Origin of the sequence: Cystobacter fuscus, from assembly GCF_044360685.1 — a bacterium.
Taxonomy (GTDB): domain Bacteria; phylum Myxococcota; class Myxococcia; order Myxococcales; family Myxococcaceae; genus Cystobacter; species Cystobacter fuscus_C.
Window position 1 is genome coordinate 10,371,704 of the sequence record NZ_CP043491.1, and the last position, 15,564, is coordinate 10,387,267.

The following is a 15,564-nucleotide window of genomic DNA, read 5'->3' on the forward strand; positions in this document are numbered from 1 at the left end:
TGCGTCAGCGGACGGAGAGCCGCTGCACGAGCTCCATCCAATAGGATTGGGTGGACAGCAGTCCAGCCCCCACCCCCCCGGCGGCGATGGCGAAGGCGGCGAGCCAGCGCTTCCACGGCCGCACGGGCGCCGACTCCTTGGCGAGGTTGCCCGCCACGCCCAGCTCCTCCTGGGTGAGGTGGGCCAGCGCCTCGCTCTCGGTGAGCTTCTCGCGGTGGCGCAGGAAGCCCACGAGGAAGGCCTCGCAGGACATGCCCAGGCGGGGCGACAGGAAGGCCTCCAGGTCGCGGCGCATGGCGGCGGCGTTGGGGTAGCGCTCCTCGGGCTTCACGCGCAGCGCACGGTGGATGATGTCCGCCAGCGCCTTGGGCACCTGGGGCGCCACCTTGTGCAGCGGCTTGAAGGCGCCCTCGCGGATGCGGGCGAACACCTCGCCCGCGTTGCGGCCCAGGAAGGGGCGCTGCCCGGCGAGCGACTCGTACAGCAGCACCCCGAGCGAGAACAGATCCGTGCGCCCGTCGATGGGCGCCCCCGTCACCTGCTCGGGGGACATGTACGAGGGCGTTCCCACCGCCATGCCCTGCGCGGTGAGCGCCTCCAGGCCCACGTCCTTGGCCACGCCGAAGTCCATCAGCTTCACGTCCCCCGCCTTGGTGAGCATCACGTTGGCGGGCTTCAGGTCGCGGTGGATGATGCGGCGGAAGTGCGCGTGCTCCAGCGCGTCGGCGATGCGCGCCCCCACGGCGGCCCCCACCTCCGGCGGCAGCGCGCCCTCCTTGATGAGCTCGTGCAGCGTGGGCCCATCCACGTACTCCATCACCATGAAGAGCACGTCGTTCTTCTCCACCAGATCGTACAGGGTGACGATGTTCTGGTGGCGGAAGGCGGCGAGCGCGAGCGCCTCGCGGCGGAAGCGCGACACGGACTCCTTGTCCCTCAGCGGGTCCGCGAGCATCTCCTTGATGGCCACCTCGCGCTGCAGCATCTCGTGCAGCCCTCGGTACACCTGGGCCATGCCACCACGGCCCAGCTCTCCGAGCACGCGGTAGGCACCTATCTTGCGATGTTTGACGACGGGTTTGTCAGTGGAGGGCACGGCCGCGAGGGTAGCGATTCGTCCCGGGGGCGTCGACCCGTCCGGAGGGATGCACAGCCCCGCGGTAGAAATCGCCGTTCACCGCACACCCGTGCACATCCCATCACACGGGGAGTGAGGGGCTCAGCCCCGCCCGTCCGGGGCGGCCAGGCCGTTCACCGCGTCCAGAAGCTGCTCAAGCCGGAAGGGCTTCTTGAGGAAGAGCTGCCAGGAGTGGGCGTGGGCGGTCCTGGGGATGGCCTCGCTCATGAGGATGACGGGCACCTGATCCAGGCCCGGCGTCTTGCGCATCACCTCCAGCACCTGGATGCCGGAGAGCACGGGGAGCATCACGTCCAGGAGGACGACATCCGGGTGGGACTCGCTCAGGCGCCGCAGCGCCTCGGCGCCGGTGCCGCACACGGACACCTCATAGCCCTCGTCCCTCAGCACGTCGGCGACGACCTGCTGCACGTCGAATTCGTCCTCGACGACCAGGATGGTCTTCAACGGCCCCTCCTGGAGGGCCGCGCGCGCTTCTTGCCCGCCGGCTTGAGGGGGGCCGAGCCCTTCTTCGGAGCCTTCCCGTCCGTGGTCGCCACGCGCGCCTCCCGCACGCGCCCACGCCCGCTGAGGATGGCCTCGGCGCTCTGGAAGGAGTCGGCCACATCGATGCCGCTGGGGGTGATGTGGACCTCGCGCAGCGAGCTGTCATACCGGCTCTCGCGCATCTTCATGACGGACAAGAGCCGGTAGATCTGCGAGCGCAACTCCACGTAGCGCAGCAGCACCACGGACTCGGCCACATTGGCCAGCTCGGGGGTGGGCAGCACCAGCTCGGACTGGAACAGCTCCAGCTCGTCGGTGATGACGGTGGTGATGTTCAGCGAGCGCAATTGGTTGGTGAGCGCCGACAGGAAGATGGGGACGCGCTCCGGGTAGACCGCCGCGGCGCGAAAGCCCTCGGCCCCGTCGACGAACAGGCGCCGGTGCTCCCGCTCCGGCGCGGCCCGGATCTTCTCCAGCATCTGCTCGGCCAGCGAGTCCATGAGGTGCTCGAGCGGAGGCTGCCACTCCAGCGCGATGCTGCCGTCCTGGACGTAGCGCTCCAGGGGGATGCCCACCGCCTCGGCCTTCTCGATGAGGCGCGGGGGAGGCTCATAGAAGCCGAAGTACATGCCCCGCTGACCCCGCCGCGCCCCCTCCACCAGGAAGGACAGGCCGAGCAGCGTCTTTCCCGTGCCGGGCGAGCCCACCAGCGCGGTGGTGGAGCCGGAGAGCAGGCCGCCCCCGAGCATCTCGTCGAAGCGGGGCAGGCCAAAGGCCATGCGCGGACGCGACTCGCGGGCGGAGGGGCCCGGGTGGGCGAACTGCACCTCGGTCCGGGGATGGATGGAGATGCCATCGGAGGAGATCTCCACCTCGTGACGGCCCCGGAGATAGTCGCTGCCCCGGAACTTGTGCACCGTCAGCTCGCGCACCGCCCGCGGACCGATGAGCCGATCCGACAGCTCGACGACGCCGTCGACCAGGGCGTTCTCCGTGTGCGTGCGCTCGCGCACGTTGGAGACGAGGAACGTGGTGCACCCCAGGAGGCTGGCGAGCGCCTGGAGGGAGTGCACGAACTCGCCATAGGCCTGGGCGGTGGGGGCGAACTGCTCCGCGCTCTCCATGCCGTCGATGACGAAGACGGTGGCCTTGCGCTCGCGCAGCGTGCCGCGGATGAGCTCCAACAGCCCACCGAAGCCCTGGTCCCGCACCACCTTGTAGCCGCTGATGTAGTAGAGCTTGTCGGGGATGTGCTCCAGTTGGAAGAAGCGCAAGGACGCGAGGTGGCGCAGCATCTTCGCGTGCGACTCGATGAGCAGCGTCATGTAGACGCACCGCCCCTCGCTCTTGTCGATGTGGTTGAAGCACAGCTGGTTGACGAGGATCGTCTTGCCACTGCCGGGCGGGCCCATCAGCGCGTAGATGCCGCCCTGTTTGAAGCCTCCCTTGAGGATGAAATCCAGGCGGGGAATGCCACTCTCGACGCGCTCGTCGCGCGGAGGCTGCCCCGAACTGTCCGTCTCGGATCCGCTCATGCCGCCTGCCGTGCTCCCAAGGTCATTCCCGCGCTGAGGGATCTGCCACAAGCCAGGAGCGCCCTAGCACGCGGAAAGCCGCGGACGTGGGCCAATCGTCACGTGGAGGACGGATGCCGCGAAAAACCTCACCCGGCCCGGGCGGGCAACAGGCCCGAGCGCTCCAGCCGCTCGCGGACGCGCCCGGCCAGCTCCGCGTGCGCCGGATTGCCCGGTGAGAAGGGCTCCGGCGTGAGGACGATGAGCGTGCCCAGCTCTTCCACCGGCTCGACGCGCACCGGGCGTGGCAGGGCGGGAACGCGTCCATGCGCCCGCGAGAAGTACGTGAGCCAGCCGACGCACGCGCCATCCGCCTCCACCACCCGCCTGGCGGAGGGATCCGTCTCGGACACCACCGCGCACCGGTCCGGCTCCCAGGCCCGCACCATGGCGCGCACCACCTGCTTGAGGACCGGCACGGTGAGCACGCGCTGCGCGGCCGCCCCCTGGCGCGGCAGGTGGAGCAGACAGCCATTGGCGTAGAAGGGCGTCCCCGAGCCACAGGTGAGGTTGAGCAACCCACCCCGTCCCGTCTGCTCCTGCCCCGTCCACGCATCGAAGTAGAAGGCATCCCGGCCGAGCCGGTACTTCTTGCGCTCGAAGAAGCGCAGGAACGTCTCCGCGGTGGGCTCGAAGGGCAGCCGCAGCGCGTTCTTGCGGGAGTACGCGTACTCGAACCAGCGCGAATAGGCCGGATCGCACCCGGCCAGCAGGCGGAAGAACTCCTCCGCCCGCGCGGCACACGCCGCGGCGGACTCCTTGCGGCCTCCCCAATGCGCCCCCGCCTGGAAACGTTCCATCCGCCATGTCATACGCCATGGGTAACAAAGGCACCACCCGGAAGCGCATCGGAACCGGGAGGAAACACCCGGCCCTGGCGCCCCAGCACCCGGCGGGGCGTTCCAAGTGGGCGCGCGAGCCCCAATCTGTCACCGAAGAGGCCCCTGGAACTTTGGTAAGCAGGGTCTCCATGGCCACTCCGCCCCTCCAAACCGTGCTCGCCGCCATCGACGTGGGCACGAACGCCGTGCGCCTGGAACTGGCGCGGCCGGACGCCGACGGCGCCCTGGAAACCCTGCACCAGGAGCGAGATCCCATCCGCCCGGGAGAAGGGGTGTTCGCCAGCGGGATGATGCCCGAGGAGACGGCGGACCGGCTCCTGTCCACGCTGCGGCGCTACGCGGCGCTGTGCCGGCGGCACAAGGCCCGGGTGCGCGCGGTGGCCACCAGCGCCATGCGCGACGCGCGCAACCAGCAGCAGATCGTCCAGCGGGTGCGCGACGAGGCGGGGCTCAACCTGGAGGTGGTCAGCGGCAAGGAGGAGGCGCGCCTCATCTGCCTGGGCGTGCTGCACAGAAAGCCCCCCAACGTCCGCTCGCTGCTGGTGGACATCGGAGGAGGCTCCACCGAGGTGGTGCTCGCCACCGGGGAGAAGCCGGACGAGCTGTGGAGCCTGGCCATGGGCTCGGTGCGGCTCACGGAGATGTTCGACGCGGCCGGCAAGGTGACGCCCAAGCAGTTGCGGCTGATGCGCAGCTACGTGGAGGAACAGTTGCGCAAGGCCATCCCCGAGCGCCTTCCGGGCCTGCCGCGCATGGCCCTGGGCTCCTCGGGCACCATCAGCGCGGTGGTGGGCTTCGCGGCCAGCGAGGGCACGGCGCACGCGTCCCTGCGCCAGTTGCAGAGCAGCGTGGAGACGCTGGCGGAGATGACGCCCGAGCGGCGGCGCAAGCGCTTCGATCCACGGCGCGCGGACATCATCGTCGCGGGTGCCACCATCCTCGAGCGCACGGCGCGGCACCTGGGCGTGGAGAGCATCGCCGCGGTCAACCGGGGCCTGAGGGATGGGCTGCTGGTGGACCTGCTCTACCGGCAGGACGAGACGCGGGAGGACCACTCGCTCGCGGACGCGGCGGTGGCCATGGGGCGGCGCCTGTTCTTCGACGAGAAGCACGCGCGCCAGGTGACACGGCTGGCGCTCACGCTCTTCGACGAGCTGGCGGCGCTGCACAACCTGCCCCTGTCCGCCCGCCCCTACCTGGAGACGGCGGCGCTGCTGCACGACGTGGGCAACGCCGTGAGCTACGAGCGCCACCACAAGCACGCCTACTACCTCATCCACCACGGCGACATCCCGGGCCTGGCCGACCGCGAGCGCGAGCTGGTGGCGCGGGTGGCGCGCTACCACCAGCGCAGCCCACCAGAGCTCAACCACTCGGGGATGCAGGGGCTGAGCGCCGCCGAGGCCCGCCTGGTGCGCAAGCTGGCCACGCTGCTGCGCATCGCCAACGCGCTGGACGGCAGCCATCACCAACCCATCAAGGAGATGCGCGCCACCAATGGCCGGGAAGCGGTGGCCCTGCACCTCAAGGCGCGCCAGCCGGTGGACCTGGAGCTGTGGTCCGCCGAGCGCGAGGTGGCCCTCTTCCGCCGCGTCTTCGGCAAGCGGCTGACCTTCCACGTCGGCCGCTGAAAATCCCCGCCCATGGCGGCCGGTCCCCCCGCCGCCTGCCCTCCACGAGGGGAAGCATCCGCCGCTGGCACCCGCACGGGCACGTGGCCACTCCTCACCGGGAAGAGTCCAGACCGGTGGCGTCCCTGGCGCCCGGCGTCCCCCGAGGGGAGAAGGAGCGGCAATGAAGGCGGTCGTCTTTCATGGAATTGGAGACATCCGGCTCGACGACGTGGAGGAGCCCGTCCTCAAGGAGGACACGGATGCCATCGTCAAGCTGACGGCGAGTGCCATCTGTGGCACGGACCTGCACATGGTGCGCGGCACGATGCCGGGCATGGTGCCGGGCACCATCCTCGGGCACGAGGGCGTGGGGGTGGTCGAGGCCCTGGGCAAGGACGTGCGCAACCTGCGCGTGGGCGACCGGGTGGTGATTCCCTCCACCATCGCCTGCGGGAGCTGCTCGTACTGCCGCTCGGGCTACTACGCGCAATGCGACGTGGCCAACCCCAATGGCAAGCGCGCCGGGACGGCCTTCTTCGGCGGGCCGGCGATGTCGGGCCCCTTCCATGGCCTGCAGGCGGAGAAGGCGCGCATCCCCTTCGCGCACGTGGGGCTGGTGAAGCTTCCGGACGAGGTGAACGACGAGCAGGCCATCCTCCTGTCGGACATCTTCCCCACGGGCTACTTCGGCGCGGACCTGGCGGAGATCAAACCGGGTGACACGGTAGCGGTGTTCGGCTGCGGGCCGGTGGGCCAGTTCACCATCCTGAGCGCCAGGCTGATGAACGCCGGACGCATCTTCGCCATCGACTGCCACGAGGACCGGCTCGACGCCGCCCGGGCCCAGGGCGCCGAGGTCATCAACTTCGAGGAGGAGGATCCCGTCGAGACGCTCGTGCGGCTGACGGGCGGCATCGGGGTGGACCGGGCCATCGACGCGGTGGGCGTGGACTCGATGCACGCGCACCACGGCCCCGCGGGCAAGAAGGCCGACACGCTCAAGGCCGAGTTCAAGCGCGAGCAGAAGGAAGCGGCGCCCAAGACGAAGTCCCACGGGGACAACTGGGTCCAGGGCGATGCGCCGATGCAGGCGGTGATGTGGGCGGTGGAGGCGCTCGCCAAGGCGGGCACCCTGTCCATCATCGGCGTGTACCCGCAGCAGATGAACACCTTCCCCATCGGCATGGCGATGAACAAGAACCTGTCGCTGCGCATGGGCAACTGCCACCACCGCAAGTACATCCCCCACCTCGTCGATCTGGTGCGCACGGGCGCCGTGGACCCCACGGAGCTGCTCACGCGCGTGCAGCCCATCACCAGCGCCATCGAGGCCTACCGCGCCTTCGACGTGCGTCAGCCGGGCTGGCTGAAGGTGGAGCTCGAGCCACAGCTGCTCACCTGAGCCGGCTCACCCCGCATCGCGGCCGTAGAACCAGGCCGTGAGCGCGAGCCGGGGAGCCCGCGCGGGTAGGACTTCGTGCTCGATGCGCTCGCTGAGGAACACGACGAGCCGATCGAGCCGGGGCTCCACGTCCACGGGCTCCCCCCCGGGGTAGAGGCGCAGGAGGCCCCCGTGCTCCGGCGTCCACTCCGGATTGAGGTAGTAGATGGCCGTCACCCGCCGGTTGGACTGGCCTGGGAAGGCATCGGCGTGGCGGGCATAGCGCTCGCCCGCGCCCGGATACCAGGCGAGCTGGAGATCGAAGCGTCCGAGCCCCAGGTAGGCCTCGGCCGACAGGGCCTCCCCGAGCGCGGTGTACGTGTCCCGGAGCCGGCCGAAGGCGGTGTCGGCCTCTCCCGGCTCCACCCAGGTGATGAAGTCGCCCCGCGTGGAGCGGTCCAGGGTGAGATCCGCGCCCCGGCGGATGCCCGCGGGCCGCAGCCGGCCGGCCTCCACGCACGCCCTCGCCTCCACGAGGAGCGCCTGGGCCTCGGCCTCCCCGAGGAAGCCCTCGCGGGTGAACCAGCCGTGCTCACCGAGTGCTTGGACTTCCTCATCGCGCAGGGACAGGGGGTGCATGGCGGGGCGAACCCTACCGCACCTCCAGATGGCCTAGAATGGCGGACCATGGTGCGTCTGCTCGTGCGGGTGGTGGTCGTCGTTCTCGCCCTGGTTGCCGGTGCCGTGGGCACCTTCCTGTTGATGCGTCCCAAGGCGCCCGCCCTGCCGGACACGCCCGCGCTCGTCACCCGCGTGCGCGAGGTGGCGAGGCTGGAGACCCTCACGGTCTCCCTCTACAAGAAGGTGGAGTTCTCGCCGGAGCCGCAGAGCACGAACTCGCTCTGGAAGGACGTCATCAACTGGGCGAGCTACTCGCTGCACACGCCGCGGGGCCGCGCCATCGTCTTCGCCGACGTGCACCTCGGCTACGACTTCGGCCGGCTCGATGACTCCGCGCTGCGCGTGCAGGGCTCGCGCGTGGACGTGGTGCTCCCCCCGCTGGAGACGAAGGTGGAGCTCAAGCCGGGCGAGACGGAGATCATCGGCTCCAACCTGGACAGCGCGGAGACGACCCAGCTCCTGGAGAAGGCGCGCGAGGCCTTCGAGCGCGAGGTGAAGGCGGACGCCCGCCTCAGGGAGCGCGCCCGGCGCTCGGCGGAGAACACCCTGCGGGTGCTGTTCTTCTCCGTGGGCTTTCGCGAGGTGAACGTGGTGGACGTGCTCCCGCCCAAGGCCAGCGCGGGGTGAGCGCGCGCCGCGGGACACGAGCAGACCTAGGGCAGCCGTGAAGCCGCTTCATTCGAGTAGGCCCGGGCCAGGGCGAACGCGCCCCGGTCACGGCTGATGTTGCTCATGTGTTGGAGGAACCGCGTCTCCAACTCCATGTTGTTCGTGGCGCGTGCGCGCTGCCCACCGTGGAGCGCGTGCTCGCGCGCTTCCACCAACCGATGCTGCACCGTGTAGAGGTGCGTGAGGAACGACTCGAGTTCCCCACATCGAGCATCCAGCCCCTGCCGCTCGCACTCGGGCAGGGCCGTGAGCACCGTGGCCTCGGCCTCACCCAGACGGGTCTGCGCGAATTGGACCTCGGCGCGTCGCAGCTCCACGTCCATCAGGAACCACGGATCTCCCAACTCGCGCGCCGCCCGCGTGTACTCGTCCAACCGGGCCGGGAGCAGTCCGAGCAGGGGCAGTGCCCCCAACAACAGATCCGTCTCGCCCGCCGCCTGGATGTTCCGAATGAAGGTCTCCGCCGCGCCGGGGGCGCTCCGTCCCGCCAGCACCTCGGAGAAGGTGGCCGCCAGCGGTCCTCGCTGGCGGAAGTCACGCCGGGCCATGCGCTCGACATAGGGCTCCAGTACCCGGGCGCCATAATGGGCGTCCAGCTCCCGGGCCAGGGGCAGCAGCTCACGGAGGCGCTGCGCGCTCGGGGCCGACCAGACCGACAGGTACAGGTGCTCGCGCGCGAGCGACGGCGCATCACGCAGCGTCCCCTCGGGCAGGGGCGTGCCCTTCTCGAGCAGCGCCTTGTTCGCGGCCCTGGCCACCTCCCACCGGCGGGAGCGCGCCTCGGTCCGGGCCTTCAACGACGCGGCCCTCTCGCGCGCCTCGGTGCTCCAGCCCGGCTCGTCGCGCGCCGCCACGCGCGTGAAGGCCTGGGCCGCCAGGATGTTCAGCTCCAGCTCACGCAACACCAGCCCGCGGTTCCACAACGCGGCGGAATGGTTCGGGTCCCGCTCGAGCACGTCCTCGAGCAGGCTGAGCGCCGCCTCCAGCTCGCCCTTGGACAGCAAGGCCAGGGCCCGGTCACTGTCCGCGTCCGGTGTGGAGGGCGCCCGCTCGAGGGCCTCGGCGGCCTGCTCCCGCTCGCCTCGCAGCAGGTGCGCCGCCGCGACGCCCTGGAAGTCCCCCTCCTCTTCCAGCCGCACCAGCACCTTGAGCGGCACCGGATCCGTCGGGCGCTCGTTGCCCGAGCGGTTCACCGCATAGGGCCGGTACGTGCTCGTCCCCCGCCAGCTCAGCCGTCCCTCGAGGGAGCGGGTCGGCCCCAGCGCCAGCGCCTCGGGCCCCCACTGCTCCGAGCCCGACAGCCGCGGAAGGACGAGGAGCAGGGCCGCGGCGAGCGACACGCCCACCGCGGAAGCCAGCCAGGTGCGGTGGGCCCAGACGGTGCGGAAGGCTCGCCCCCTCGGGGCCCTCTCCGGGCGGGAGGTATTCCGCAGCGGAGGGGAGGCCTGTTGCCGCGCCAGCTGCTCACCGAGGGACTGGAGCTGGAGCACGTCCTCCATTTCCTCCTGGCAGCGCGTGCACTCCCCGAGGTGGTCGCGAAAGGCCTCCGCCTCGGCGGGCTCCAGCTCGCCATCCACGAAGGCATGCAGCCGATCATGAATCTCTTCATCGATGGGCGTGCTCATCGGGAGACGTCCTGTCCGCTGGTGAGGGGGAGCAGCAGATCCTTCAACCGGCGGCGCGCGCGAATGAGGCGCGTACCCACCGTGGCCTTGGGGATGCCCAGACTCTGGGCGATCTCCTGGTAGGAGCGGCCCTCCAGGGCGTGGAGCCGGTACACGGTGCGAAACTCCTCGGGAAGCCGCTCCAGCGCGGCATGCAGGGCGTCCGGCCCCAGCGAGGCCCACGCCGGAGCGTCCTCGCGCTCGGGTTGCGCCACGTGCTCCTCGAGGGTCTCCGGGGACACGTCCTCACGGGGTTCTCGCTTGCGCGAGCGGCACCGGTCAATGAAGAGGTGGTTGAGGATGGTGAGCAGCCAGGCCCGTCCATTCGACCCTGGCTGGAAGCGCGCGAGGTTGCGCAGGCCCTTCTCGAGGGTGTCCTGCACCAGATCCCGCGCGTCCGTGGAATTGCCGCACAGCCGGAGCGCGGTGGCATGAAGCACCGCCTCATGCTCCCTCACGAAGGCAGCGAACCAGGGACCGTCCAGGGCGACGGCGGCAGGAGGACGCGATTCCAAGAGATCAGCACAGTGGACCGTGCCCGCCGGGCCGGTCAAGCTCCGTGAAATCCGGGAACTCCGTACCGAAGGCCGCGCTGAGAGAGAGAAGACATTCATGGTCCGCCTTCTCAACGCCACGGCCCCGGGATCTTCCCGGGCCGATTTTCCTCCAGGACGATTCGGTACACTGTCCCCCCTTGGGGCCTGACTCCGTCCCACCACGAAAGGCGAATTGGACCCGTGAGGCGCCATGGAAGCGGGTGGGGCGTGGGGCTGGTGCTCGCCGCGGTCGCGGCTGGAGCGCTCTTCTTCTTCTTCGCGCGGCCGCGAAAGCCCTCGGGAGATGTGTGGCTCGCCCGGACGCAGACGCGCGCTCGCGAGGCCCGCCTCGGCTACCCGGCCGCCGATGTCTACCGCCCCCACTCCCCCGTGCGCGCGGGAGCCTCCGCCATGCTCCCTCCACCGCTCCTCCAGGAGCTCGCCGCGCTCGAGGAGGCCCAGGACTTCCACGGCCTCGCCGCCGCGTATCTGCTGCGCGGCAACGCCACCCAGGCCGCGGTGTACCTGGACAAGGCCGGGCACTCCCCGGACGTGGACTGCGACCGCGCCCTCCTCGCCCTGGACAAGGGAGACCTCCCCGAGGCGCTGGAGCTGCTCGACGGCGTGCTGACCGCCTCCCCCCGGCACCCGCGGGCGCTGTGGAACCGCGGACTGGTGCTGCGTGAGCTCGGCCTGGGCCTGATGGCCGCCGACGCCTTCGAGCGTGTCGCCTCCGTGGGCGAGCCCGGCTGGAGCACCGAGGCGAAGCAGCGCGCGGAGGAACTGCGCCGACAGGTGGAGGCGCACCAGTCCGCCTACACCAGGGCCCTCGAGGTCGGCAACGCGATGCGCGCCGGAGGCCCCGTCCCGCTGGAGCAGGCCCGCGCCTTCCCAGGACTCTTCCGCCTCTTCTTCTACGATGCGCTGCGCGCCGCCCCCACGCGGGAGCGGACGCTGGAACTGCTCCCACTGGCCCAGGCGCTGGACACGCACGAGGGCCAGGGCACCCTGGTGGCGCTGGTGCACCACGTGGCCGGGCGGGACTTCTCCCGCCGGGGGCCACTGGCGCGCGAGCATGATCGGCTCCGCCGCGAGCGCGGCCCTCCCGCCGGGTGGCGGGCCCTCATCGAGCAGTCCCGCCGGGCGGGTGAGACGGACGTGCTCATGGGCGCGCTCTTCCACAGCCAGTCCATCCCCACCCACCTGGAAGATTACGAGGCGCTCGCCGCCAGCACCGGTGACACCTGGTTCACCCTGCTCGCCGCGCACTGGCGCGCCGAGACCGTGCAGAAGCGCGGAGACCGTGTCCAAGCCGAGCAGCTTCTCCAGGCCGCGCTGCGCACCTGCTCCACGAGCAAGCTGGACTACCGCTGCGCCGAGCTCGAGAACGATCTCGCCTTCGTCTATTCCGTGCTCCACCGCCCCGCCGACGCACGCCAGCACGCGCTCGCGGGACTCCAGCGCGCCCGGCGAGACCACGACTGGGTGATGGAAATGCGCCTGCTCCTCGCACTGGGGCAGATCGCGTACATCGCTCGCAGCCCGCCGCTGGCGGAGGCCTGGTTCGGCGAGGCGCTCGCACGGGCGCCTCGGGACTGCCCCATGGTGCAGGGCATCCAGCAGAACCTCGCGGTGATGTACCAGCTGGCCCTGCGTCCCGCCGAGGCCCGCGCGCGCCTCGAGTTGGCGAGGGCGTGTGGCCCGCTCAATCAGCTCTCCGGCGTGGCCGTGCTCGCCGAGCTGGCCCGCTCCAGCACCCAGCTCGACGAGGACGCGAAGCACTTCGGGGCCGCGCTGGCATCCCTCCGGGCCAGCGGGACGCTCAACCCCAGCGAGCAGCTCCTGCTGGCCCACTACGAGGCCCGCTTCGAGCTGGAGCGTGACCCGGCCCGGGGCCGCGAGCTGCTGCGCGGCAATCTGGAGGACACGGCGAAGCTCGCGCGCGAGGACGTGAACGCCCGCAAGGCCCGCACGGCCAGCTACTCCTCGCTGCTGTTCGACGCGGGCGGGGCCGGGGACTTCGAGGCCGCGCTGGCGCTCTTCGCCGAGGAGCAAGGCATGCCGGTACCGGAGCGCTGCTCGCTGGCGGTGGCCGTGGACGACGAGCGCACCCTGCTGGTGGCTCGCGGCCCCGAGGGAGGTGTGCGGGGCCATCAGGACGCGAGCCGCACCACCCCCTTCCGCGAGGCCGAGGGGCTCGTGCCCGCCCCCCTCTTGGAGGTGCTCCGCCCGTGTGAGCGCATCCAGGTGCTCGCGCGTCCCCCCGTGCAGGGGCACGCGGGTCTGCTGCCCCCCGAACTGCCCTGGAGCTACCACGTGGGCCGCGCCGCTGCCCTGCACCCGGCTCCCGTCGTGGCCCGTCACCTGGTCGTCTCCGACGTGGAGCCCCCGGCGGCGCTCGGTCTGCCTCGGCTCAAGGCCTGGGCACCGGGCGAGCCGGACGTGCGGCGCGGCGTATTCTCCGGGGCCTCGGCCACTCCCGGACGGGTGCTCGCGGAGATGGCGGACGCCACCGAGATTGAGATCCACGCCCACGGCCTGTTGAATCCCGAGGTCTCGGATGCCTCGCTGGTGGTGCTGTCCCCGGAGCCGGACGGGCGTTACGCCCTGACGGCCCGCGAGGTGCGCGCACAGACCCTGCGGGGCTCGCCGGTGGTCATCCTGGCGGCCTGCCGCGCGGCGCACACCGCCCCCTTCCTGCACGAGTCCTTCAGCCTGCCGGTGGCCTTCGTGGAGGCCGGAGCCCGTGCCGTCTTCGCCGCCACCGTGGACCTTCCGGACGCCGAGGCGGGTCCCTTCTTCGAGTCCGTGCGTGGGCGCATCCGGGCCGGAGCCGCGCCCTCGGTGGCCCTCCGGGACGAGCGTCAGCTCTGGCTCCAGCGCTCCCACGCGCCTTGGGTCCGTGACGTGCTGCTCTTCGAGTGAGAAAATCCCTGGGAAATTCCCCCGGGAAGATTCCAGGGGGGCAGCGTTCTGCTGGCAGCACGTGAGCGTTCCAGGAGCCGTGGCGCGAGGGAGAATGACGATGAAGGACGTGAAGCCATTGATGGGGGCGCAGGGGTCTGGGTTGTCCGTCGCGGGCGGCATCAAGCCGACGGAGCCCCGTCAGGGGGAGAGCGGAGCGGGCGAGGCCCTGGCGCATCCGGGGGTCCCCCCCCCCGTCATCACCCTGTCGAGCACGGTGGACCTGAACCAGCTCTGGCGGACGACGAGGACCGCGCGCAAGTACGTCCAAGTGGTGGCGTACACGCTCCCGCCCAATGCCGCGGGCCAGGTTGCTCCGCCGCGCTTCCGCGCCTTCGGCCTGGACATGTCCACCGGCGCCTATGTCTTCGTGATCGATGGGCAGCTCCAGACGGAGCTGGGCCCCTTCACCGAGAACATGCTCCGCCAAAAGGCCATCCTCATCACCACGCCTCCCGGGGTCAGCTACCACGGCTCGTTCCCGAGCCAGACCACGGACGCGGCGACCGCTGATGCGGGCCCCCCGATCTCGTGGGGCACCGAGCCCGTCACCCCGCCCCCCCCGCCCCAGGGCAGGGATGGTTACGTTCCCCACTGGGACGTCGATTGGAATCGATTGCCGGAGATGGTCCGCGCGGTGAACGCCGTCATCCCCAGCAGCTTCCTGCCGGGCGGGCACAGCTGACTCAACAACTGGCAGCTCATCGTCTCCAGCGGCAACGGGGGCGGCAATCTGCGCAGTGATGGGACTCAGAGCACCTCGAGTCCTCCGTCCGCGAGCCGCAAGAGGCCCTCGATTCCATCCGGCGCCGCGCCCAGCCGGGAGAGCGCGCCGCGCGAGGCCTCGTCCGACTCCCGGCACACCAGCGCGAACTCGCGCCAGCCCAGGTGCACGCACCAGGGCCCCTCGCCCACGTGCGCGACGAGCCGCCGCCGCTGGGCCTCGGTGAGCAGCCGGGCCCCATCCAACCCGTCGCCTCCCGCCACCGCCCAGACACCGGTGCCCCGCTCCACGAGCACCACCCGCCCCTCCTCCAGCACCACGGCGCGCACCGGCGCGGGGTGTGCCTCCAGGTGGCTCCAGGCGAGTGCGTCCACCTCGGGCGCGGAGAGCCCGGCCGGCCCGAGCGACGTCTCGGGCAGGTAGCGCACGAAGGCCTCGTCCTCCAGGACATAGAAGACCTCGAGCCCCGCGCCCGCGGGCCGGTGCAGCGCGCCCACCGCCCGCTCCGAGAATCGCGCGGGCCGCAGCACCGGGCGCACTCGCCGCGCCCACCCGTCCTCCGCCCCCGTGGGCCCCGACAACCCCCGCAGCCGCGCCACCAGCTCCGCCACGTGCTCCCTCAGCGGCTGCGTGCCCTCGCGGTAGGCGGCATGGAGCGAGTCCACGTCCATCCGGCCCACCCCTCCCGAGGCGAACTTCACCAGCAGGTGCGTCCCCTGCCGCCGGCACGCCACGCCCGCGCGGTGCAGCGCGGCGAGCAGCGCGGCGAGGAACTCCGCGCGCGACGCCGGAGCCGGAGCCGGGGGCGGAGGAAGCTCACCGGACTCCAGCTCCTCCTTGAGCAGGCGCGCCTCCGCGTCGAAGGGATCCCGCGCCAGCGCGTCCGCCACGAAGGCCCGTGCGCGACCGTGCTCACCCCGCCGCAGGGCGAGCACCGCGAGCACCTTGAGCGCCTCGGGATCTCCCGGGTTGAGGACGAGCACCTCGCGCAGCACGCTCTCCGCCTCGCCCATGCGCTCCAGCCCGAGCAGCGCCCGCGCCAGCCCCAGGCGCACCTGAATGTCCTGGGGGAAGTCACGCCGCAGGGACTCGAGCAGACGCAGCGCCTCGCGCTCGGCGCCCGCGTTCACCCAGGCATGCGCCAGGGCGAGCCGCAGCGTGGGCCCCGGGGTGTCCCGGGCCGCCGAGCGCAGCACCTCCCACTCCCCTTCCTCCAGGGGCTCGCCAGCCTCCACCTTGCGACGGATCCGCTCCAGGGCAGTCAGCACGGAAGGAGTGTAGCCCTCCCAAGC

13 protein-coding genes are annotated in these 15,564 nt (G+C 71.2%); 5 read left to right on the plus strand and 8 right to left on the minus strand.

Features of this window, described 5'->3' with window-relative positions; genetic code table 11:
• Nucleotides 1-4: 4 nt before the first annotated feature.
• From F0U63_RS42470 to F0U63_RS42485, 4 genes are all read right to left on the minus strand, one after another.
• Complete coding sequence (locus F0U63_RS42470; protein ID WP_395848513.1) at nt 5-1,015, minus strand: serine/threonine-protein kinase; 1,011 nt, start codon at nt 1,013-1,015, stop codon at nt 5-7.
• A 204-nt stretch (nt 1,016-1,219) separates the two neighbouring features.
• Entirely contained in the window at nt 1,220-1,585 is a 366-nt protein-coding gene (locus tag F0U63_RS42475) for a response regulator (RefSeq protein ID WP_395839786.1), read from the minus strand.
• Nucleotides 1,582-3,159, minus strand: a complete 1,578-nt coding sequence (locus F0U63_RS42480; RefSeq protein WP_395839788.1) for an RAD55 family ATPase — start codon at nt 3,157-3,159, stop codon at nt 1,582-1,584. The genes F0U63_RS42475 and F0U63_RS42480 overlap by 4 nt, the downstream gene beginning before the upstream one ends.
• 128 nt (nt 3,160-3,287) lie before the next feature.
• Nucleotides 3,288-3,998: an Imm52 family immunity protein gene (locus F0U63_RS42485; protein WP_395839790.1), complete on the minus strand. Its 711-nt coding sequence runs from the start codon at nt 3,996-3,998 to the stop codon at nt 3,288-3,290.
• Between the two features lie 170 nt (nt 3,999-4,168).
• Here F0U63_RS42485 and F0U63_RS42490 point away from each other — a divergent pair, with 170 nt between their 5' ends.
• Both F0U63_RS42490 and F0U63_RS42495 read left to right on the plus strand, forming a co-directional pair.
• Complete coding sequence (locus F0U63_RS42490) at nt 4,169-5,671, plus strand: HD domain-containing protein (RefSeq protein WP_395839793.1); 1,503 nt, start codon at nt 4,169-4,171, stop codon at nt 5,669-5,671.
• Between the two features lie 163 nt (nt 5,672-5,834).
• Complete coding sequence (locus F0U63_RS42495) at nt 5,835-7,055, plus strand: zinc-dependent alcohol dehydrogenase (protein WP_395839796.1); 1,221 nt, start codon at nt 5,835-5,837, stop codon at nt 7,053-7,055.
• A 6-nt stretch (nt 7,056-7,061) separates the two neighbouring features.
• On the opposite strand, the gene F0U63_RS42500 is transcribed toward F0U63_RS42495, so the two are convergent.
• Complete coding sequence (locus F0U63_RS42500) at nt 7,062-7,673, minus strand: 2OG-Fe(II) oxygenase (protein ID WP_395839799.1); 612 nt, start codon at nt 7,671-7,673, stop codon at nt 7,062-7,064.
• A gap of 48 nt (nt 7,674-7,721) precedes the next feature.
• Between F0U63_RS42500 and F0U63_RS42505 the strand changes: the two genes are divergently transcribed.
• Nucleotides 7,722-8,342 (plus strand): DUF4230 domain-containing protein, encoded by a 621-nt coding sequence (locus tag F0U63_RS42505; protein ID WP_395839802.1) that lies wholly within the window; start codon nt 7,722-7,724, stop codon nt 8,340-8,342.
• A gap of 26 nt (nt 8,343-8,368) precedes the next feature.
• Here the strand turns inward: F0U63_RS42505 and F0U63_RS42510 are convergent, their stop codons facing one another.
• Both F0U63_RS42510 and F0U63_RS42515 read right to left on the minus strand, forming a co-directional pair.
• On the minus strand, nt 8,369-10,009 hold the full coding sequence (locus F0U63_RS42510; RefSeq protein ID WP_395839805.1) for a zf-HC2 domain-containing protein: 1,641 nt from the start codon (nt 10,007-10,009) through the stop codon (nt 8,369-8,371).
• Nucleotides 10,006-10,506 carry an RNA polymerase sigma factor gene (locus F0U63_RS42515; protein ID WP_395839808.1) on the minus strand — a complete coding sequence of 167 codons (501 nt, stop codon included), beginning with the start codon at nt 10,504-10,506 and terminating at the stop codon, nt 10,006-10,008. Before F0U63_RS42515 ends, F0U63_RS42510 begins: the two co-directional genes overlap by 4 nt.
• Before the next feature lie 279 nt (nt 10,507-10,785).
• On the opposite strand from F0U63_RS42515, the gene F0U63_RS42520 reads away from it, so the two are divergent.
• Nucleotides 10,786-13,509 (plus strand): CHAT domain-containing protein, encoded by a 2,724-nt coding sequence (locus F0U63_RS42520; RefSeq protein WP_395839810.1) that lies wholly within the window; start codon nt 10,786-10,788, stop codon nt 13,507-13,509.
• Nucleotides 13,510-13,609: 100 nt separating this feature from the next.
• Entirely contained in the window at nt 13,610-14,233 is a 624-nt protein-coding gene (locus F0U63_RS42525) for a hypothetical protein (protein ID WP_395839812.1), read from the plus strand.
• A gap of 65 nt (nt 14,234-14,298) precedes the next feature.
• Here the strand turns inward: F0U63_RS42525 and F0U63_RS42530 are convergent, their stop codons facing one another.
• The gene (locus F0U63_RS42530; protein ID WP_395839815.1) at nt 14,299-15,540 is read right to left on the minus strand and encodes a tetratricopeptide repeat protein; all 1,242 of its coding nucleotides are present in this window, start codon (nt 15,538-15,540) and stop codon (nt 14,299-14,301) included.
• Nucleotides 15,541-15,564 lie beyond the last annotated feature (24 nt).